Origin of the sequence: Mesorhizobium sp. LNHC209A00, from assembly GCF_000502915.1 — a bacterium.
In the GTDB taxonomy this organism is placed as follows: Bacteria; Pseudomonadota; Alphaproteobacteria; order Rhizobiales; family Rhizobiaceae; genus Mesorhizobium.
Window position 1 is genome coordinate 365657 of sequence record NZ_AYWT01000001.1, and the last position, 19636, is coordinate 385292.

Sequence of the window (19636 nt, forward strand, 5' to 3'; positions counted from 1 at the left end):
CGATAGTAGTCGCCTTGCAGAAAAAATGCTATTAAATCAACGGCCTATGGTACCTAATGGGGTATGCGGGGTGGGGTGGGTCTCAGGCCCTCATGGTGGCTCTGGCGGCCGAATAAACATTGAGCCCAGCTCTTCTGCACTCAACCCCGAAATCTTTTCACTTCCGGGTCCCATGAGCAGGGGACCGCAGCAAGGGAGTATGCGCTAAGGCCGATGGGACCTAAAGCAGCGGTCCATTTCCATTCGCAAAGCAGCAGAGTTGAGTGCAGAGCTAAGTGTCTAGGATGAGCTCAGTCCCCCGAGCCGTAGGAACATATTCCTTGCCAAAGGGCAGCAAATAGCTTACTATTCGCTCAACTGATGCGCGGGGCGCGTCACAAAACCCCACACAATTGAACAGGAATGAAAACGATGGCCCGTCCTCGTCGTCCCGGCCTAACCGTGCCCATTTATTGCCGCGTGTCCGAAGAGGATGCCACCTACCTTCGCCGGTACGCCGCCGAAAACCGCCTTACCGACTCCGATGTCATTCGGCAGGCTCTGCTTTACCATCAAAAGGCCACGGCCCGGTTGGCCCTCCTTGGAGGCGAACTGGCATGACGGAGGACCAGCGTGCTATTCTTGACCAGCACGGCGTCACGTCGCCGGTCGATCTTCCCCTTATGGAGCGGTTGCGGTTCGCCAACGCTCCCTCGGAGGCAGAAGTCGTCGCCGCGTCGAAGGCGGAGGCCCTCCCGACCCCGGCAGACAATGTTCCCGCCGATGCTGGGCGATTTGCAATCGACGGCGCGAAACTCTGGGAGACTGCCCGCGATCCTCGCACCCGTGCCGAGATCAATGACCGGTTTGAACTTCTCGCTGCCGAACGTGTCGCCCGTAGCGGTGGCACGGGCACCATGTCCGATGATGCGTATTATGCCGAGTTCTCAGCCATGCGGCCTCACGTCAATGAATACACTCGCGTAACGATTGAACGAATCTTGGCCAGAGCCGGGCGGGCCTAGGTGCCCTAGGCTAGCGTTATGTCTTAATTGCACTTGAGCTTAAAAGGCCGCGCCACCTGGCGCGCCGAAAGCTCGGTGATCATTTGGCCCGGCGTTCAGAAAGCCTTGGTGTCCCGACCTTTACGCAAGCAAATCGCAAAATACTGCACGCGACCAAACTAGAACTATACAGGATGGGTCAGTGTGCCTCACTTTCCAATTGTTGAAGCCACCCGCGAAGATCGTGCGTGGCTTCACTGCATAAACAAGGTCACCGCTTCATTCGGTTAATCCTCCATGCTATCGAACTCAATCACTGAGAGAGGGACGCATGGCAACTGCAATTCGAATCGAGACTGAAGACGACGCTTGGCAGGTGCTCGACGACCTCCTTGGGAATAAAATCAATGCCGATGAAGTGACACTCGACTTTGGAGGTGCCGAATGGGCTAAGGTCCACCTCAATTTCAAAGGTGAGATTTTTCAGCAGACCGTTACCGCTTCAATGATGCGCGGTATGGTGGAGTATCAAACGGCGTTTTATCGGACCGCCGCGCTTCTGATTAGGGACGATCCCCGGACGAACCGTCTCACCGATCAAGAAAAGGATGATTTTGAGCTTGTATTTAAAGTTAAGGAGGGAAGCTCTGACCTCAACGCAGAAGCGGCAGAACAACTCAAAAGCGTTCTTGGAAAGTGCGTCGACAAGATGAGCGGGAAACAGGTCTTGACAGCGGTGATCGTCGTTGCGCTGCTCTTTTTCGGCAGCCCGCAGGTCGCTAACTATCTGAACAACGACGTAGAGAAGACGCGGATAGAGACTGCGTTTAAGGAGGAGTCTGCGAGGATTGATGCTGCTTTAAAGCAACAACAAATTGAGAGTACTGAGCGCCTAGGTGCGCTGCAAACCATCAAAGAGCTGGTGGCTGAGAACAAGCGGAAGACCGACCTTCTTGAGAAGGCATACAAAGACTCCGAAACCGCACGCCGAATAGGGGATTTGAATCGCGAAGCCGTTGACGAAATTCTCAGGAATAGTGGAAAGGCGGACGAAGTCACGATTCAGGGAACAACACTCCAGCAGAATCTCATTCGAGAAATCACGCGGTCACAACGAAGCCGCTCCAAGGACGTGATAATCAAAGATCAGTTTTTAGTGGTAGGCGTGGAGTCCGAAGATGACACAAACTTCACGGTGCGTTTGGAACGTGTAACGACTGGTGAAGTGATTGTAGCAACTCTTGAAGACCCGCTTCTCAGTGCAAAGCACCATAAGGCGATCCAACAGGCGGAATGGAGGCGCCGCGCCGTTACGGTTCACATCGCCGCTCGTTTGGTCGGAGATACTTATCGGGACGCAAAAATTCTCCGCGCCTACACCCCGAGAAAATAGATAACGTTGCAAATTATTTGTCTTCGAAAAGAAGACATTTGTTGTTTACGATTTCGCTATCGCGCAGTCGCAAGGTTCCTGTGGAATTGGCGAGGCGGAATGACAACGAGCCCATGTACAGGGGCGCTGAAGGCGGCCGGAGCGGGGCTGTCGTGAACAACTTCAACTTCCACGGCGTCAAAGATGCCGATACGTTCCGCCGTTCCAGGGCTGAGGTTCAAAGTCAATGTAGAGTTCTCAGCGCCGAGCGGCAGTGCGAAACGGCTAGTTCAGCGCCATCTCATCCAGCCTGAAAGTCGACGTAGGTTTTCTAGGTACAAATCGAGATAAGACTCGCTTCCATAGGCGAAGCCCGCTGTTATCAGGGCTTTTCTTTTCTGCGTCGATTTCAGGTCATGCTCAATTGATCTGAAGCCTTCAGTTCGCCATGCCAGCCTACCGGTCGACATCCGCACCTTATTGTCGGGACGCGAAAGCTGTTCTTTGAGTGATTCTTCACTATTCTCTTCAAGATGAACCAAACCGCCCAGCGCTTCGAACCAATCGAAGAGTAAGTCGTGATCTGGGGCGATGCCAATGAACGACGATCCCCACTCTCGGAACACATCCAAGAGGTGATCGCTCAGTGGCGTTTTCCGATGTCCTTCTTTCGTGGTGAACCCCTCAATATTGTTCCAAATGTCGTCCCCCGAACCTTTCCACTCCCAAAGGAAAAGATAATTGGCAATCCGTTTGGGCTCTCGATCTTCTCTCGCAATTTGCAGCGAAAACAGGTCGTGCAAAAGCTTCCATCGCTCAGCCCGAATAAGTCCCAATCCGTATGCTGTCATCATCAATACGGCCGGGTACGTCCGCAGACCCAACCAAGCAGTTAGGCCGTTGCCTTCCTTGTTCGCCTTTGCGACGACGGTCCGAATTGCATCGCCAACTACGGCAAGTTCTGAGCCATCACCCCATCGCCCCAGCACCCCAAAGGCCTTTGCAAGGGGCTCCGACGCTGCCTCGTAGCGCGAAACTCGCTGGCGAAATCCTTCGACGGACCAGCCGCCTTGCGGTGCCAATTCCGGTACGTCGATACGGTCGAATAGTTTGCGGACTTCATCCGTCAGCGTTTCATCCAAGCGAATACGAAATTCGGGCTTCGCGACATACCTTTTTACCGCACCGATCAGCAGATCGATTGTCAGCGGGCTCTGCTTCCGCGTCGCGGCCAATGTCGCAACCCGCTCGCCCAGAGTGGTGAAGAATCCATCTGCATCTGAAATCGAGATGGAAACCGCCTTTCGCTGAGCAACGATCTCTTCGGCTCCGCTGCCAAGCTTGCCTCGCATTGTCCAAAACGTCGGATAGCGTCGGTTGGGCGCTCTCAGCAATGCCGCGCGCAACGCATGGTCCCACTCGCCCGACCATCCGCATGCGACGATCCCATGCTCATCGAAAATTCGATCAAGCAAGGCATTATAAGCGGCGGGATAGCTGCTCAGTTCCTCATCGGTATTCAAAATGCGTGCGTCTTTGTAATCGCCGTGCACCTTCAGCACGTAGCACGTACTGTGTGTTATCGGTTCGGCACCCGACAGCGTATCGACCGACGAGATTACGGTTGGCTCCACACCAGCTTCACGCAAGGCGTTTTCCAGCAGTCGGTCAAAATTGGTTGTCACGATGACTTTGATAAAACCATCGCGCACCAGCCTTGCGATGGCATGATGTGCGGCGGTCGGCAGTTTCTTGCCTTCGGCTCGGTCGTCCTCGTCAGGTTCAATATAGGAATGCAGGATCGACCTACGCTCTGCCGGGGCAAGCGCCAACTCGGCCAGCAGCGCCGAATAATTGGCTTCGCTGCCGATTTCCTTACGATACCACTCTGCCCAATCCGGTTGATCTTCGACGCCCTTTGCCAGTGCAACGCGACGAACCAGATCAAGTGTGATTTCCCAACCGGTTGGAATACCCGCAGCACGAGAGAGGCCGGAGCCAAGAAGCAACGCGTAGACGCCTCTATTCTCGAAAACTGAGAATGCGAGTTGAGTTGTCGGATCGCCTGATAGGATGCTCATGACGGTCATGATTTGATTTCATAATTGATCGTTAGGTCTGCCTGAATCGGTTCGTGGACGAGTTGAAAATGAATGCCGTATTCAGCTAAACTGTCCCACATAGCTTGCACTTGCAGCGCTCTTTCTTCGATCTTTTTTGTATTGGTATAGCTCAGCCCACGTCGCCGCTGAGCCAATGGCAAGCCCAGTTCGTCGTGGCTCGATTCCGCGCGTAGCCAGCGTCGCGCAATCAGATAGCGGATTTGATCGGATACCTTGGCCTCCATCGGGAATGTGGCGTTGTTCTGTGGGTCGCGCGTTACCAGATCATACTTGTCACCAAGCCGCCGCGCAGTCTCAGCTACAAAAAGCTCCCCGAACTGATTGCCCCCGACTTTCGCTTTCTCTCTTATCATTTCGATTTCGCTCGCTGCCGGCCGAGAACGCATGACGAATTGAATCGCTATCTCGCGAACGCTGTTGTTTGGGGAATCTACCAATGAAAGCATGATTTGGCGGACAGCTGTATCCCGCGCCATGCCATGTCGTTTCAGCAAATTGGCCGCAGATCGCACCAATGTAGCTGTGTCGGGCTGATCAGAAATTGCTGCAAGTAGCATTTCCCGAAATGCTTTGTCATTTCCAAGTCGTGGCGCGATATAGCGCATAAGCTCGGCCTTGAGGAACGGCTCGACGGCACGATAGAAAAGCTCTTCAACGATTGGCAGCGCTATATCGTGGTATTTTCCGGAACTACTAAGGTTCTTGCCAGCCCATTCAATCTGTTCCACCCATCCCCCGCGAGCGACAGTCGTCAATAGCCGTCGAGCGCGCTCATCGGCTTGAAAGTAGCTGTCCAGCCGGGCTTTGGCAGCGAAGATGGACCCGTCAAGGTCCGCTCCGTCGAAGACCGTCGTTCTGTCCCACATCACGCGGATGCCAATCGCCTCGCGAAGGTCCGCGCCAGTCAGGTCAAAACCGCGAAGATCGGCGTTGGTGAGATTGACCCCGCGAAGGTCGGCATGGCGGAGATTGCGCGAACTGTCCAGTCCAGCGAGTCTCACCATTTCGTTGAAGGTCGGCGCTTGCGACTTCGCTATCGCTTGAAGCGCCGCGACGGTTTCTCCCGACAAGATATTAGATAGGAACGGGCTATCCTTCATCGAAACTCTGTGACTTTCCAAACACGAACTTACCGTCAAACGGCTGGTCGGACCCAGCCGCGTGAAGGCTTTTGGCTATCAGCACTTTCGCAATTTTCTTTTGGTTGACCGACTGGATAGACGAAAACCAGCCCGTACTCGCAGTCAGTTCCGCCTTAACATGCTTTTGCTTGACGACAAGCTCGGCTTCGACGCCAAGGCGATTCTTGCCTGCAACAGGTGTCACCTCACACAATGGCTCATGGTCGATATATACTCCGTCCAAAGGCGCGCCGGTGATCTTCCAGTTGTCGTTGCCGATCGCTTTAACCTGATACCGTTCGATCACTTCCGTACTGGTCGTCTTTTCATTGACCGACTGACCAGACTTTTCGGCAGAACTACGACTGCCCTCGACCTTGCCGTTGATGCCAGTCAAAGATGCACCACCGCCTGAGGCACTGGCTGAGCGCGTCTTTTCGGTGTCTTCCGTCTGCGTTACAGACCGCTCGCGCTGCACGTCCTGTCGGACTTTCGTCGCCATCACTGGGTTGCCAAGCTTTGTGCGGGGCACGACCGCCAGCCCTGTGAATTGAACCGAAAGCACCGCTTCGGAAATCTCAACAGCGATAGTTCCGATCGCCTCTTCGATTTCGAACGGATGCACCCGCAACTCGACAAGAAGATCATGGGCGTGATCGTCGCCTTCTTTGGGCGAAACCTTAGTTTTCAACTCGACCAGATCGGGAAGAGGGTTGTCATGTTCCGATTTGAATTTCACTTCGTCCTCGCTTCACGCGCGACAAAAGAATCAACAGCAATACATCGGCGAATGATACCATACACGGGCGCTTGGCTGGCACGCTGGCAGCCCATCCGGTACGGCGATGGTGGCATAAGCCTGCCGGCTTTGCCTGATTGCCCTAAAAACTGTCCTAAATGGTGCCCTAAAAAGGGGATTTGCCGCCCTAAATCTTGTATTGGTGAATATCAAAAAAAACGTAATCGAATCAAAAAGTTGATCTAAGATTTTCTCGACCGATTGTGAAAATCGAGTCTTCTCGACCGCACCAAATCATCCTGACGACACAGCTGCGACCTGCACCAGCAAGCACTCATTGTCTTGCCGGCGCGTCGGATGCTCGGCGCCCCGCGCGCGGCGAACTGGACGTTTCCGCCTGATATCGCCATATGGAAGGCGACAAGAGAGACGCCATGCCAGAACGCAGCCAGATCGCCACGTCGTTCCTGCCCTTGCCCGGTTCGGCCCCGGTCGAATGGCTGGTCGAGCCCGGCCTTACCGCCTATCCCGATGCGCTTGCCTTCATGGAGGCACGCGCCGAAGCGATCCGCGGCGGGGCTGCCGGCGAAATGGTCTGGCTGGTCGAACATCCGCCGCTCTACACCGCCGGCACCAGCGCCCGTATCGAGGACCTGATCGAACCTGACCGCTTTCCGGTCTTCGCGGCCGGACGCGGCGGCGAATACACTTATCACGGGCCTGGCCAGCGGGTCGCCTATGTCATGCTCGACCTGAAGCGCCGGCGCGAGGACGTGCGCGCCTTCGTCGCGGCGCTCGAACAGTGGATCATCGGCACGCTTGCCGCCTTCAACGTGCGCGGCGAACGACGAGAGGACCGGGTCGGCGTCTGGGTGGTACGGCCTGATCGCCCTGCTTTGCCCGACGGCTCGCCTGCCGAGGACAAGATCGCGGCAATCGGCATAAGGCTGCGGCGCTGGGTGAGCTTCCATGGCATCGCCATCAATGTCGAGCCGGACCTCTCCCATTTCGGCGGCATCGTGCCCTGCGGCGTCCAGGACCACGGCGTCACCAGCCTTGTCGATCTCGGCCTTCCCCTTGGCATGGCTGATCTTGATCTCGCTCTGAAATCCTCTTTCGAGGATGTGTTCGGCGCAGCTGCGGCCCTGGCCATCGAATCGGCCCGCAAGGCCGGCTGATCCGGCTTCAGAGAAGTTGCCCTGAGGCCCACAGCACGCCGCAGCCATGGATGGCGAACACCGCCAGCAAGGCCCCGGCGATGACCAAACGGTCGACAGTGCCGATCGGCTCCAGTTCGTGGCGTGGCTTCACCCCGCTGCCGACGGTGAGCAGGCTGAGGATCGAAAAGACCGCACCGGCCGCGAGCAGGAAGCCCAGGGAAAAACCGGCCCGCCAGCCAAGCGCCAGAAAGGCCGAAAGGAGCGAGAAGGACGCCAGCGCCAGGACGACCGGCCCCGGGCAGATCTGGCGCAGCACCTGGCCGCCGTCGAACTTCCACACCGGCACCAGATTGGCGATGTTGAACAGCGCGGCGCAGCCTGCGAGCGCGGCGAGCAGCGCGGCAGCCGCCTTGTGACCCTCGCCGCCGGCAAGCACGCTGGCGGCGATGACGATCGGCACCAGGAAGGCGGAGAACCCCGCCCCCATCAACGCCACGAAGGCCACTTCGAAACGGCTGTTATAGGGCCGGCCGCCAATGGCGATGCCGCCAAGCAGCGGGATGAAGATCATCCGCGCCCTGCGATGGCCCGTCAGCCGGAACGCCGCCATGTGGCCGAGTTCGTGCAGCGCCACCACCGATGTCAGGATCGCGGCCAGCGCCAGCCCGCCGAGGTGAAGGCCGAAGAACGGCCACAGCATCAATGCCGACAGTACGGCAAAGCCGACCTGGCTCAGCGGATGCTCGAACCAGCCACCCTTGCGATACTGCCCGGTTCTTGCCCAACGCTGCAGCTTGGAGAGCTCGCGGCGCATGGCGAAATAGCGAAACACCAGGAAAGCCACGCCACGGTACCGGTCGGTCCGGCTGAGCGTCACGCGCGTGCCGCTGCCCTCCGAAACCAGTTCGGCGGTCTCGCCATAGTCCTTCCAGAACGAGCCATCGAGCGCGGTGTCCTCGATCACCCGCATCGAGAAACGGCTGCCCTCGACGACATCTTCAAATCGCGCCCTGCGCTCTATCGGCTTGCCATCGCGGCCTTCCCAAGACAGCGTGATACGGGCGACGCCCTCTTCGTCCAGCGGCTGCGCCGACAGGATCTCGCCGGACCAGCCAGCATCGCTGCCGAGCGGCCAAAGCGCCTGCCACAGGCGCTGCCGGTCCATCGCCACGATGCGGCTCGACCGGACCGTGCGCAAACCAAGCGGCACGGTCATCAGGATAAAGATCAGCCCTAGATTGCTGGCCACGAGAATGGCCGTGACGATGGGCGACACCTGGACGTTGCTCCCTGCCTTGGAGCCGCACCCTAACGTCGCGGCGGCAAGAAAAGCTTAACGGCGGGGTGGCATTGGCCATCGAGACACAGCGACGGCCAACGCCGCCAGATCACATGGCTCCGATCCAGATCGCCATGGAGACAAGAAACGCGCTCATGCAAACCAGCGAGATGACATCCTGAACCAGATCGGTCATAACTCTCTCCTGTTGTGGATATGTTTCTAATTTGTTCTAATTTTGTTCCATTGTCAACAAACAGAGGTATGGAGATAAGTCGGGAAATTAGCACGGTTAGTGAAGGGTTAACTGGCGGCGCAGCCCTCAGCGAGGACAAAACCTCGCCGTTCTCGGTCGGGCTGCGGTTTCGGCCGGCGACAAGGTCAAGATCGTCACCGACAAGTAGGTCGATGCCGGCGTTCAGGCGGCTGCGGAATGATGGGTTCGACGCTACCTGTCCTGACGGTGCGACCATGGCGTCGCAGTCGCCATCAGCCACTGTTGTCACTGTTGCCACTGTTGCCACTGTTGCCACTGTTGGTGTCGTGGTCGCCGCCAGTGCCACGCCAGGGCGATGGTCCGGTTTCCCCTGGCACCATCGGGACCTTTGGCGTAACGATCTTAGGCGGCGGCACTTTTGGCGCAGGTGTACGGATCACCTTTATCTTCGTGATGACTTTCGTCACCACCTTGGCCGTGCACACCGCGACCGCCAGCGTGCTTCGTTTGGGCAAAAGACCGAGTATGCCCATCGAATAAGCCTCTTGCCGCTCGATGCCGGCCTTGAGGAAAGCCAAGGCACGAACCGGATCGGCGGGCACGCCATTGCGACCTTCCTTGAAGATCATCGCAAGATCATTCATGGCGTTGATATGCCCCATCGCTGCTGCCTTGAGCATGAGGTCAAGCCCCTTGCCGGTATCGCGCTGGACGCCGACGCCATTGAACAGGGCGCGGCCCCACGCGCTCATGGCGTAGGGATCGCCCCTGTCGGACGCTTGCGAATAGAAACCATTCGCTTGCGTGGCCTCCACGGGCATCCCTACTCCCGAGGAGGCGAGGTAGCCGAGTTCGTAGACGGCGCGGACGTGTCCCTTGTCGGACGCTTCCTGGATGGCCTTCCTGGCCTCGTCGATGTTGCCGCCGACGAGCAGCGCCCGCCCGAGTTCGTAACGGAAGCGGGCGACATCGGGATAGGCTTTCACCGCAGCCTCGCAGGCCTCGACCGCGCCGTCTGCGATCTCGTTAGGTAACCGGCCGGGGGCGACGCCTTGCAGGTCGAGCGGCTCGCCGGCAGCCTGGTCGCAGAGGTCGACGCTCGGCGACAGCTTCATCGTCGCCCGTTTCGACGCGTTGCCGGCGCGGATCTGAAAGTCAATCTCGACGGGAGCCGCCGAGCCGATCTGCGGCTCGTAGCGCAATTGGTCGACTTCAGCGGCCATCAGACTCGACTGCGGCGACAGGACGCGATCCGGCAGGGACAGCGTTCCAACTGCCGGATAGCCGGCGAGTTTGATCGAAACATCCTTGGCAGGAAAATCCAGCTTCAGCGCAACCGGACCGACGCCGACCGGGACGCTGATGTCGCGATTTTCGATAGCTTCGGTGGCAGTGGCGACCAGGGTTCCGCGCTCCGCCACCTGCTGGTTCTGCTGGGCGTCGGGCGCCGGCTGCACCGGTTGCCCCGCCGCGCGCATCAGCACGACATCGTCGATCAGCGAGGAGTTCTCCCACGGAACCTGCCTGCCATTGGTCGCCTTCACCACGTCGCGGCGCACGGCGGCCATGACGGCACCGATTTCCTGGTTCGGCGCCAGCGCACGGCGGGAAAAGGCGGATGAGAAGGGGCTGAGATCGCCGGACCCGTCATAAGCGACAGCGCCGGGCTCGGTGGCAAACGCAATCAGCGCATTCTGCGAGCCTGTTACCTGCGCGAGCCCGGTGCCGTCGGAGACGATCAATTGGGAGCGCAGCCAGTAGTCCTTGCGCGGGAACGGATTGTTGCGGCAAGCATCGAGGATGATCACCTGAATCTTCGACTTCGTGCGCAATTGTTGCAGCACGTCGTTAAGCCTTATTGTCTGCACCTCCATGTCGGCCGCATCCTTCAACGACGCATCGACCGGGATCAGGAAATTCTCGCCCCCGATCTGAAAGCCGTGGCCGGAATAATAAACGACGGCGAGATCAGCGCCGTCGGCGGCGGCCAGATAGTTGCGGAACTTCTCTTCGAATTGGAGCTTGGTCACGTCCTTGGCGACGAACACGTCGAAGCCGGCCTGCCGGAACGTGTTCGAAACGTCCTCAGCGTCCTTGTCCGGATTCTTGAGCGCCGGGATTTCCTGGTATTGCGAATTGCCGATCACGAGCGCAACCCTTCGGTCGGCGCGAGCGTCGAACGCCGAGAGGCTCATGAGGATCAAGGCAGCAAGGAACGCGTAGCGTTTCAGCATGGCAAAACCCATCCTCGTTATGGTCTGGTTGCCTAAACCGACATCAACCGGATGACCGGCTCTTCGGGGCAAGATTGAGGCCAGGAACGGGCATTGGCAAGCCCGAACCTTGGCCTGCTGCTGGTTTCGTGGACACCGAGATAAGGTGTTTAACGGAACTGGAGAGTTGGGATGCAGAGAAGGAAATTCAGCCGCGAGTTCAAGCTTGAGGCGGTGAGATTGATCAGGGATTTGCCGGAGGGGGCAATGCTTCTCGCCGACAAGGGTTATGATGCCAACGCATTGCGCACCGTCATCACCGAGCGAAAGGCATGGGCCAACATCTCGCCCAAGGCCAACCGCAAGGACCCGATCTGCTTCAGTCCTTTCCTCTACAAGGCGCGCAACTTCGTCGAGCGCTTCTTCAATAAAGCCAAGCAGTTCCGCCGCATCGCAACCCGCTACGACAATCTAGCCGATCTCGCCGCCCTCAAGCTCGTTGCAATCCGCATCTGGCTACGCGGTAATGAGTCTGCGTCCTAGCCGACCGAGCTAAATCGATCTCCGTGTTCCTCCGATGTGAGAAGTAGTGATTTGCGCCCGCGACGCGCCCGAAAGAGGCACAGTCCGAAAATCAGAACTTGTAGCTGAGTCCAACGCGAACATCCTTGGTTTTCAGATCAAGCCCGACAGGCTGTGTCGGGAAAGAGAACGGCGGAGATACCGATTCGCGGCCATAATCGGAATAGCGGTATTCGACGCGCCCAATCAAATTGTCAGTCACGGCATATTCAAGTCCAGCGCCGAGCGTCCAGCCAACCCTGGTGTCGCTGATCTCGCTTGACCCACCCAGAAAATTGGTTGCGCCGGAGTATTTAGCGAATGCGACACCGCCAGTTACAAATGGCAAGAAACGATCGAATGCGTAGCCGGCGCGCAGGCGTGTCGATCCGAACCATTTCAAATCACTGCTTGCGAAGGCACCAGCGAACGCAGGAAACGCGTTATCGTCCGACTTGGCGTCGGCGAAATTGATGTCCGCTTCAACACCGACGACTTACCATCGAACTGGTAGTTAAAGCCGGCGAATGCACCGCCAAAGCCGCCTTTAGGATCGACGGAGGTGCTGATGTAGGGTTGGCCAGCGGGAGACCCCGCACCCTCGTAAGTTGAACTTCCCCAAACGTACCCGGCCTGCGCGTCCACGTAGACACCGGTCCAATTATAAGCCGCAGACTGGATCGGTTGGGGGGAAAGATCCGCCGCCAATGCGGGGGTGGCAATCGCAAGCGAAACCAGAAAGGCAAACTTAAGTGGGCAGCGGGCTATTCCTTTGGCCTGCGGTGGAGAAGCGAATTCCACGTGTCATTTTTAGATGGTCCCGTAGAAAGCGATCTACGCATGTGTTGAGCTTCATGCAGGTCCGCAATGCCTGACGCACAGCCTAGAGCGGCACCACCTTGCCGTCGGCCAACGTGACGCGCCGGTCCATGCGCGATGCCAGCTCGTGATTGTGGGTGGCGATCAGTGCCGCGAGGCCCGATTGCCGCACCAGCGCCTCCAGCGCCTCGAACACGTAGGAGGCTGTGACCGGGTCGAGGTTGCCGGTCGGCTCGTCGGCGAGCAGCACCAGCGGCGCATTGGCGACCGCACGCGCGATGGCGACGCGCTGCTGCTCGCCGCCGGACAGCTCGGACGGCCGATGCGATGCACGCTTGCCGATCTGCATGTAGTCGAGCAGTTGCGCCGCGCGCTCGGACGCCTCCTTGCGCGGCAGGCCCTTGATGAGCTGCGGCATCATGATGTTTTCCAGCGCGGAAAACTCCGGCAGCAAATGATGGAACTGATAGACGAAGCCGACATCGTTACGGCGGATCGAGGTGCGCTCGTCGTCGGACAACCGGCCACAGGCGCGACCGGACAGGATCACGTCGCCGGCATCCGGCCGCTCCAGCAGCCCGGCCGTATGCAGCAGCGTCGATTTGCCGGTGCCCGACGGGGCCACCAGCGCCACCATTTCACCGCGCCGCAGCGCGAAATCGGCGCCGTTCAGGATGGTGAGCTTGCGCGGCCCCTGAACGTAGTGCCGTTCGACGCTCTTCAGTTCGATAATGACCTCGGCCACTACTCGTACCTCAAGGCTTCGACCGGATCGAGGCGGGCCGCCCGCCATGCCGGAAACACCGTGGCCAGGAAGGACAGCGCAAGCGCCATGATGATGACATAGGTCGTCTCGCGCGGATCCATCTTGGCCGGCAACTGGCTGAGGAAATAGAGCTCCGGGTTGAACAGCACCTTGCCTGTCATCCAGGAGAAGAACTGGCGTATCGATTCGATGTTGGTGCAGATCACGACGCCGAGCAGCACGCCGGCGAGCGTGCCCGTCACGCCGATCGCCGCCCCCGTCATCAGGAAGATACGCAGGATGGCGCCGCGCGAGGCGCCCATGGTGCGCAGGATGGCGATGTCATGCCCCTTGTCCTTCACCAGCATGATCAGTCCGGAAATGATGTTGAGCGCCGCCACCAGCACGATCAGCGTCAGGATCATGAACATGACGTTGCGTTCGACCTGCAGAGCCGAAAAGAAGGTCTCGTTGCGCTGGCGCCAGTCGACCATGTCGATCGGCCGCTGCGCCGCCGCTTCCACCTTGGGTTTCAGCGCGTCGACATCATCGGGATTGTCGACATAGATCTCGATCGTCTGCGCGCGACCGTCCATGTTGAAGTAGAGCTGCGCTTCGGAGAACGGCATGTAGACGATCGACGTGTCATATTCAGACATGCCGACCTCGAAGATCGCCGCGATCTTGTAGCCCTTCATGCGCGGCGTGGTGCCGAGCGGCGTCACATCCCCGTCCGGCGAGATCAAGGTAATGGTGTCGCCGAGCGTCAGGCCGAGATTCTCGGCCATGCGCTTGCCGATGGCGACGCCCTCGCCGGTATCGAAATCGGCGAGCGTGCCTTGCTTGATGTTGCTGGCCACGATGGCGATCTTGCCGAGATCTTCACCCCGGATGCCGCGCACCAGCGCGCCAGTGCCGCCGCCGACATTGCCTTGCGCCAGCACCTGGCCGTCGATCAGCGGGATGGCGTATTTGACCCCGGGTACGCCGTTGATGCGGCTGGCGACCTGGGCATAGTCCTCAAGCGGCGAATCGAGCGGCTGCACGATCAGATGGCCGTTGACGCCGAGGATGCGCGTCAAAAGCTCGGCGCGGAATCCGTTCATCACCGCCATGACCACGATCAGCGTGGCAACGCCCAGCATGATGCCAAGAAAAGAAATCGAGGCGATCACCGAGATCACCGTCTCCTTGCGCCGCGAACGCAAATAGCGCCAGGCGACCGTGCGCTCGAAGATGGAAAAAGGGCCGGCGCCCGCCGACCTCGCTGCCGCTGCCTCGCTCATGCGGCGGCACCGAAGCGCTTTGCCGCGTCGGCGATCGGCAGCGTCACGCGCTCGCCGGTCTTGCGATTCTTGATCTCGACCTCGCCGGCGGCGACGCCGCGCGGCCCGACGATCACTTGCCAGGGCAGGCCGATCAGGTCGGCGGTGGCGAATTTGCCGCCCGGCCGCTGGTCGGTGTCGTCGTAGAGCACATCCTTGCCGGCGGCGGTGAAGGCGGCGTTGAGTTCGTCGCAGACGCGATCGCAGTCGGCATCGCCCGCCTTCATGTTGATCAGGCCGATATCGAACGGCGCCACCGTTTCCGGCCAGATGATGCCGTTCTCGTCATGGCTGGCCTCGATGATCGCCGCGACCAGCCGCGACGGGCCGATGCCGTAGGAGCCGCCCGAGGCGAAATGATCCTTGCCGTCGGGCCCCGTCACCTTGGCGCCCATCGGCTTCGAATATTTCTCGCCGAAGTGGAAGATATGGCCGACTTCGATGCCGCGCGCCGAGACCCGGTCGCCTGTCGGAACCTTCTCCCAGGCCGCCTCGTCATGCATCTCGTCGGTGGCGGCGTAAGGCGTCGTCCAGGTCTTGACGATATCTGATATCTCGCCGTCATTGGCGAAGTCCGTGTTCGCGCCGGGCACGGCAAGCGACAGGTAATCGCGGTGGCAGAAGACCTGGCTTTCACCAGTGTCGGCCAGGATGATGAATTCGTGGCTGAGATCTCCGCCGATCGGGCCGGTGTCGGCCCGCATCGGAATGGCCTGCAGGCCCATGCGCGTGAAGGTCCTGAGATAGGACACGAACATCCTGTTGTAGGCGGCTCTCGCGCCTTCGAAGTCGAGATCGAAGGAATAGGCGTCCTTCATCAGGAATTCGCGCGAGCGCATGACGCCAAAGCGCGGTCGCACCTCGTCACGGAACTTCCACTGTATATGGTAGAGATTGAGCGGCAGGTCCTTGTAGGATTTGACGTAGGCGCGAAATATCTCGGTGACCATTTCCTCGTTGGTCGGACCGTAGAGCATGTCGCGATCCTGCCGGTCCTTGATGCGCAGCATCTCCTTGCCGTAGTCGTTGTAACGGCCGCTCTCGCGCCACAGATCGGCCGACTGGATGGTCGGCATCAGGATCTCAAGCGCACCGGCGCGGTTCTGCTCCTCGCGGATGATCTTGCAGACCTTGTCCAGCACCCGTTTGCCCAGCGGCAGCCAGGAAAAACTGCCTTGCCCCTGCTGGCGGATCATGCCGGCGCGCAGCATCAGCCGATGCGAGACGATTTCGGCCTCGCGCGGGTTCTCTTTGAGGATAGGCAGGAAATAGCGCGACAAACGCATGAACAGGTCCGTGAATGAGAATGGCCACGCCAGAATCGGCGCGGCGCAGGCTTGCTTGCCCCGGCTTCATAGCGATTTCATGACCGAATGGAAACCCGGCGATCCAACCACGCCAGCCCATTCAGGGCCGGAATCCCTCGCTTCCGGATCGACCCGCGCCGACAATGGAACGCACCGAACCTCTTCGGGTTTGGCCGTCAATTCTTTGCGCGCGTCAATTGCGAACATGCCGCAAAGGCTCTGTCGACCCTGACTGGACGTTTCAAAAGCAAAGCCTGCCGCACTATTGTGCAGTGCAGCACGAGAATGCCCGATTCAAGGCAAAATTCTTCGTGACATTTTCATTTCCGTTGGGCTAATGTGCCCCGATAACCGAGAGGGCAGAAAAAAATCTGCTCTCCTACGCGGTCAAAGTCTTGGGAGGATGCGATCTAGGCGCGGTTACTCGCTGCCGCCGGATACCGGAAACAGATCGGACGCGTTTAATTGCAAGGCCTTGTGCCTTGCATTTTTTTTGTGCAATCATCTGGTTAGCGCCGCAGATTGGCAGGCTACATGACGTTGCGTCATCAGCCAGCGGCCGGCAGACAGGGCGGCATCTTAATTCCGTCCGCGGCACTCCGATCTTATCGGAGCACCCTTGCCGCGACGTCTATTTCCCTGGGGTCGGACTGAAATCCGGCACGATGTGCGGGATGTCGTTGAGGCTATATCCCAGCCCGTGCGTCAGGCCGTAGAAAATGCCCATCAGGACCGCCGTTGCGATGGTGGTGCGGATCACGGCACGCAGCATATGCGGCCCGCGCGGCGCGCTCGGCACCGTGCCCAGCGTCACGTCGTGATCGTCGTCCTGCGTTCTGACGCTGAACGGCAGAACGGCAAACAGCACCACCCACCAGGTCGCGAAAAACAGCGCGGTGAACGAGACCCAGCTCATGATTGCTCCAGTTCGATCAGCGTGCCGAAGAAATCCTTCGGATGTAGGAACAACACCGGCTTGCCGTGCGCGCCTGGCTTGGGATTGCCGTCGCCAAGCACCCGGGCACCGGCGGCCCTGAGATGGTCGCGCGCGGCCAGGATGTCGTCGACCTCGTAGCAGAGATGATGCATGCCGCCGGACGGGTTCTTCTCGAGGAATGCCGCGATTGGCGAGCCCTCGCCAAGCGGCTCCAGCAACTCGATCTTGGTGTTGCCGACACCGACGAACACCACGGTGACGCCATGCTCCGGCAAAGCCTGCGGCTCGGTCACTTCGGCGCCGAGCGTGTTGCGGTAAGCTGCAACGGCGGCGGTCAAATCCGGCACCGCAAGCGCGACATGGTTCAGCCGTCCGAGCATGTCCGAGCTTTTTCTCCCAGGTCCAACGACTGGCGTCATACGTCAAATCAGCCGAGATCAACAGCCTTTCGCGAGGAGCGCACTGTCGCACCTGTCGCGACCGGCAGCCACAAAGGACAAAGGCCAATGTCCGGAACCAGCCCACCCGCCCCCGCGTTTTCACCTTCGATCTCGGGTCGTTCAAAATTGCCGCTCTGCTCGATGCCGTCGATGTCAGAGACGGGCTTGCATCGGTATTCGCGGCCGGACAGCCGCCGGCGGCCGTGCTCGAACTCGCGGTCTCGAACTTCATCGACCAGGATCGCTACGAGCATTGCTTCATCCCGACGCTGATCGATACCGGTTCCGAAAGCGACGGACAGCAATTGCTGATCTGGTCGGACGCTTTCCTGCATTATGTCGTGTCGATCCAGCGTCCTCGGTGGCATGCCGATTTCGACGACGACAAGGAAAAGGCAATCGAGACCCGCAAGCGGCTGCTGAGCATGGCTGCCGAACAGCGCCTGCTCGTCGCCGGCCACCACATGCCGTTACCGGGCCTGGGCTATGTCGAGCGGACAGACCATTCCTTTCGCTGGATTCCGGTCAGCTATCAGCTGGACATGCGAGCCCCCGCCTCCGTCACCGGGTGACGAAAACCGTCACCAGCGGTTTCTTGCCCCAGGCTTCATTAGCCGCGCCTCGCACCGCGCGCCGCACCGCCTCCTGCACCAGGTCGAGGTCCTTGCGGCGCTGGCGGGGGATCGAATCGACCGCACCGACGGCCGCATCGATCATCAGGTCCTCGAGCGTCTCGCCACGGGCATCGGTTTCGGCGACGCCAATGGCGACCAGATCGGGATCGCCGGCCAGCTCGTACTTGTCATCAAGCACGACATTGACCGCGACATGACCGGCAAACGACAGCTTGCGCCTGTCGCGAATACCCATCGCCTGATCGCTGCCGATCAGATTGCCGTCCTTGTAGACGCGGCCGAACGGCACCTGGTCGATGATCGTGGCGGGACCAGGAGCGAGCCGCAGCATGTCGCCGTCTCGCACTTGCGCCACCTGGCCGATGCCGGAGGTCGACATCAGCGAGCCCTGCGCCACCAGATGCGCGGCCTCGCCATGCACGGGAACGCCGATCCGCGGGCGCACCCATTCATACATCTTGCGCAGTTCGCTGCGCCGCGGGTGGCCGGAGACGTGCACCAGAGCATCGCCGTCCTCGATTATCTTGATGCCGAGATCGATGAGGCGGTTCTTGATCTCGAGGATCCCCTTCTCGTTGCCGGGAATGGTGCGCGAGGAAAACACCACCGTGTCGCCCGCCGTCAGCGACACCGATTTCATTTCGTCGCGCGACAGCTTGGCAAGTGCCGCCAACGGCTCGCCCTGGCTGCCGGTGCAGATGATGACCAGGTTCTCGCGCGGGATGAAGCCGAAATCCTCCTCGGCGATGAACTCCGGCAGGCCGTCCATGTAGCCAAGCTCGCCGGCCACATCGATGACGCGCTTCAACGAGCGCCCTAGCACAAGGCACTGGCGGCCGGCATCGCGCGCTGCCCTGGCGATGGAAACGATGCGTCCGACATTGGAGGAGAAGGTGGTGACGGCGACGCGGCCCTTGGCGGCCTGGATCACGCCTTTCAGCCCCTCGCCCACGGCCACTTCCGAAGGCGACTCGCCTTCGCGCAGCGCATTGGTCGAATCGCAGATCAGCGCCAGCACGCCTTTGTCGCCATAGGCGCGGAACCGCGCCTCGTCGGTCTTGGGACCGATCGTCGGCTCCGGATCGATCTTCCAGTCGCCGGTATGGATGACGGCGCCGGCCGGCGAGGTGATCGCCAGCGACATGGGTTCGGGAATGGAGTGTGCCACCGGAATGGCTTCTATCTCGAAGGGACCGACCGTGAACTTTTCGCCCGCCCGGTAGATCGTCAGCGGGATCTTCGGCGCGCCCTGCACGCCCTGACGCTTGGCTTCCAGCAGCCCGGCGCTGAACGGCGTCATCCAGACCGGCGCCTTCAGCTTCGGCCAGATGTCGAGCAGCGCGCCGTAGTGGTCCTCATGCGCGTGGGTGATGATGATGCCGCGCAGATTGGCGAGGTTCTCCTCTATGAAGCGCGTGTCGGGCAGGATCAGGTCGACGCCTGGATGCGCCGCGTCGGGAAAGGTAACGCCGACATCGATGACGATCCATTCGCGCGCGCTCGGCGGGCCGTAGCCGTAGAGGGCGAAGTTCATGCCGATCTCGCCGACGCCGCCGAGCGGCACGAAGACGAGTTCGGCGTTGTCCGCTTTCGCCATGATTTTTTCCTTCCTGACCCTCAGGCCAAGCCGTTAAAGCAATTCCAGCAGGTGCCTACCGGT

Annotated in this window: 17 protein-coding genes and 1 pseudogene; 5 read left to right on the forward strand and 13 right to left on the reverse strand. The window is 59.7% G+C overall.

Going from position 1 to position 19636, the window contains the following annotated elements:
• Nucleotides 1-596 precede the first annotated feature (596 nt).
• Both X739_RS164050 and X739_RS164045 read left to right on the forward strand, forming a co-directional pair.
• Nucleotides 597-1004 (forward strand): hypothetical protein, encoded by a 408-nt coding sequence (locus X739_RS164050; protein ID WP_023791910.1) that lies wholly within the window; start codon nucleotides 597-599, stop codon nucleotides 1002-1004.
• A 310-nt stretch (nucleotides 1005-1314) separates the two neighbouring features.
• On the forward strand, nucleotides 1315-2376 hold the full coding sequence (locus tag X739_RS164045) for a hypothetical protein (protein WP_023791914.1): 1062 nt from the start codon (nucleotides 1315-1317) through the stop codon (nucleotides 2374-2376).
• Nucleotides 2377-2645: 269 nt separating this feature from the next.
• Here the strand turns inward: X739_RS164045 and X739_RS164040 are convergent, their stop codons facing one another.
• From X739_RS164040 to X739_RS164030, 3 genes are read right to left on the reverse strand one after another with little or no spacing between them, the layout of a single operon-like run.
• Nucleotides 2646-4445, reverse strand: a complete 1800-nt coding sequence (locus tag X739_RS164040; protein WP_245273765.1) for an SIR2 family protein — start codon at nucleotides 4443-4445, stop codon at nucleotides 2646-2648.
• Nucleotides 4442-5578, reverse strand: a complete 1137-nt coding sequence (locus X739_RS164035; RefSeq protein WP_023791920.1) for a pentapeptide repeat-containing protein — start codon at nucleotides 5576-5578, stop codon at nucleotides 4442-4444. The genes X739_RS164040 and X739_RS164035 overlap by 4 nt, the downstream gene beginning before the upstream one ends.
• The gene (locus tag X739_RS164030) at nucleotides 5568-6338 is read right to left on the reverse strand and encodes a hypothetical protein (protein WP_023791923.1); all 771 of its coding nucleotides are present in this window, start codon (nucleotides 6336-6338) and stop codon (nucleotides 5568-5570) included. Before X739_RS164030 ends, X739_RS164035 begins: the two co-directional genes overlap by 11 nt.
• 434 nt (nucleotides 6339-6772) lie before the next feature.
• Here X739_RS164030 and lipB point away from each other — a divergent pair, with 434 nt between their 5' ends.
• The gene (lipB, locus tag X739_RS164025) at nucleotides 6773-7516 is read left to right on the forward strand and encodes a lipoyl(octanoyl) transferase LipB (RefSeq protein WP_023769800.1); all 744 of its coding nucleotides are present in this window, start codon (nucleotides 6773-6775) and stop codon (nucleotides 7514-7516) included.
• A 7-nt stretch (nucleotides 7517-7523) separates the two neighbouring features.
• On the opposite strand, the gene X739_RS164020 is transcribed toward lipB, so the two are convergent.
• Both X739_RS164020 and X739_RS164015 read right to left on the reverse strand, forming a co-directional pair.
• Nucleotides 7524-8774 (reverse strand): peptidase M50, encoded by a 1251-nt coding sequence (locus X739_RS164020; RefSeq protein WP_023769799.1) that lies wholly within the window; start codon nucleotides 8772-8774, stop codon nucleotides 7524-7526.
• Between the two features lie 492 nt (nucleotides 8775-9266).
• Nucleotides 9267-11228, reverse strand: a complete 1962-nt coding sequence (locus tag X739_RS164015) for a caspase family protein (protein ID WP_084056089.1) — start codon at nucleotides 11226-11228, stop codon at nucleotides 9267-9269.
• Between the two features lie 204 nt (nucleotides 11229-11432).
• Here X739_RS164015 and X739_RS164010 point away from each other — a divergent pair.
• Nucleotides 11433-11750: pseudogene (locus X739_RS164010) on the forward strand (transposase); the annotation flags it as partial.
• A 91-nt stretch (nucleotides 11751-11841) separates the two neighbouring features.
• Here the strand turns inward: X739_RS164010 and X739_RS1000000169075 are convergent.
• The 7 genes from X739_RS1000000169075 to mce all read right to left on the reverse strand — a co-directional run bounded on the left by X739_RS1000000169075 (nucleotide 11842) and on the right by mce (nucleotide 17281).
• Nucleotides 11842-12243 (reverse strand): outer membrane protein, encoded by a 402-nt coding sequence (locus X739_RS1000000169075; protein ID WP_156939809.1) that lies wholly within the window; start codon nucleotides 12241-12243, stop codon nucleotides 11842-11844.
• Nucleotides 12168-12569 carry a hypothetical protein gene (locus X739_RS1000000169080; protein ID WP_156939811.1) on the reverse strand — a complete coding sequence of 134 codons (402 nt, stop codon included), beginning with the start codon at nucleotides 12567-12569 and terminating at the stop codon, nucleotides 12168-12170. Before X739_RS1000000169080 ends, X739_RS1000000169075 begins: the two co-directional genes overlap by 76 nt.
• An 82-nt stretch (nucleotides 12570-12651) precedes the next feature.
• Nucleotides 12652-13380 (reverse strand): ABC transporter ATP-binding protein, encoded by a 729-nt coding sequence (locus X739_RS164005; protein WP_174361970.1) that lies wholly within the window; start codon nucleotides 13378-13380, stop codon nucleotides 12652-12654.
• Nucleotides 13332-14618, reverse strand: a complete 1287-nt coding sequence (locus tag X739_RS164000; protein ID WP_015317359.1) for a lipoprotein-releasing ABC transporter permease subunit — start codon at nucleotides 14616-14618, stop codon at nucleotides 13332-13334. Before X739_RS164000 ends, X739_RS164005 begins: the two co-directional genes overlap by 49 nt.
• Nucleotides 14615-15943 carry a proline--tRNA ligase gene (gene proS, locus X739_RS163995; protein WP_023769793.1) on the reverse strand — a complete coding sequence of 443 codons (1329 nt, stop codon included), beginning with the start codon at nucleotides 15941-15943 and terminating at the stop codon, nucleotides 14615-14617. The genes X739_RS164000 and proS overlap by 4 nt, the downstream gene beginning before the upstream one ends.
• Before the next feature lie 652 nt (nucleotides 15944-16595).
• Nucleotides 16596-16880 carry a DUF1467 family protein gene (locus X739_RS163990; RefSeq protein WP_023769792.1) on the reverse strand — a complete coding sequence of 95 codons (285 nt, stop codon included), beginning with the start codon at nucleotides 16878-16880 and terminating at the stop codon, nucleotides 16596-16598.
• The gene (gene mce, locus X739_RS163985) at nucleotides 16877-17281 is read right to left on the reverse strand and encodes a methylmalonyl-CoA epimerase (RefSeq protein WP_023769791.1); all 405 of its coding nucleotides are present in this window, start codon (nucleotides 17279-17281) and stop codon (nucleotides 16877-16879) included. Before mce ends, X739_RS163990 begins: the two co-directional genes overlap by 4 nt.
• A gap of 263 nt (nucleotides 17282-17544) precedes the next feature.
• Between mce and X739_RS0133635 the strand changes: the two genes are divergently transcribed.
• Nucleotides 17545-17913 carry a hypothetical protein gene (locus X739_RS0133635; protein ID WP_023769790.1) on the forward strand — a complete coding sequence of 123 codons (369 nt, stop codon included), beginning with the start codon at nucleotides 17545-17547 and terminating at the stop codon, nucleotides 17911-17913.
• Here X739_RS0133635 and X739_RS163980 read toward each other — a convergent pair.
• On the reverse strand, nucleotides 17903-19573 hold the full coding sequence (locus X739_RS163980; protein ID WP_023791936.1) for a ribonuclease J: 1671 nt from the start codon (nucleotides 19571-19573) through the stop codon (nucleotides 17903-17905). The genes X739_RS0133635 and X739_RS163980 overlap by 11 nt on opposite strands.
• Nucleotides 19574-19636 lie beyond the last annotated feature (63 nt).

Bases quoted from the DNA above. Each gene is read 5' to 3' on its own strand.
- X739_RS164050 (WP_023791910.1), top strand. From the start codon at position 597: ATGACGGAGGACCAGCGTGCTATTCTTGACCAGCACGGCGTCACGTCG.
- X739_RS164045 (WP_023791914.1), top strand. From the start codon at position 1,315: ATGGCAACTGCAATTCGAATCGAGACTGAAGACGACGCTTGGCAGGTG.
- X739_RS164040 (WP_245273765.1), bottom strand. From the start codon at position 4,445: ATGACCGTCATGAGCATCCTATCAGGCGATCCGACAACTCAACTCGCA.
- X739_RS164035 (WP_023791920.1), bottom strand. From the start codon at position 5,578: ATGAAGGATAGCCCGTTCCTATCTAATATCTTGTCGGGAGAAACCGTC.
- lipB (WP_023769800.1), top strand. From the start codon at position 6,773: ATGCCAGAACGCAGCCAGATCGCCACGTCGTTCCTGCCCTTGCCCGGT.
- X739_RS164015 (WP_084056089.1), bottom strand. From the start codon at position 11,228: ATGCTGAAACGCTACGCGTTCCTTGCTGCCTTGATCCTCATGAGCCTC.
- X739_RS164005 (WP_174361970.1), bottom strand. From the start codon at position 13,380: ATGGCGGGCGGCCCGCCTCGATCCGGTCGAAGCCTTGAGGTACGAGTA.
- X739_RS164000 (WP_015317359.1), bottom strand. From the start codon at position 14,618: ATGAGCGAGGCAGCGGCAGCGAGGTCGGCGGGCGCCGGCCCTTTTTCC.
- proS (WP_023769793.1), bottom strand. From the start codon at position 15,943: ATGCGTTTGTCGCGCTATTTCCTGCCTATCCTCAAAGAGAACCCGCGC.
- X739_RS163990 (WP_023769792.1), bottom strand. From the start codon at position 16,880: ATGAGCTGGGTCTCGTTCACCGCGCTGTTTTTCGCGACCTGGTGGGTG.
- mce (WP_023769791.1), bottom strand. From the start codon at position 17,281: ATGCTCGGACGGCTGAACCATGTCGCGCTTGCGGTGCCGGATTTGACC.
- X739_RS163980 (WP_023791936.1), bottom strand. From the start codon at position 19,573: ATGGCGAAAGCGGACAACGCCGAACTCGTCTTCGTGCCGCTCGGCGGC.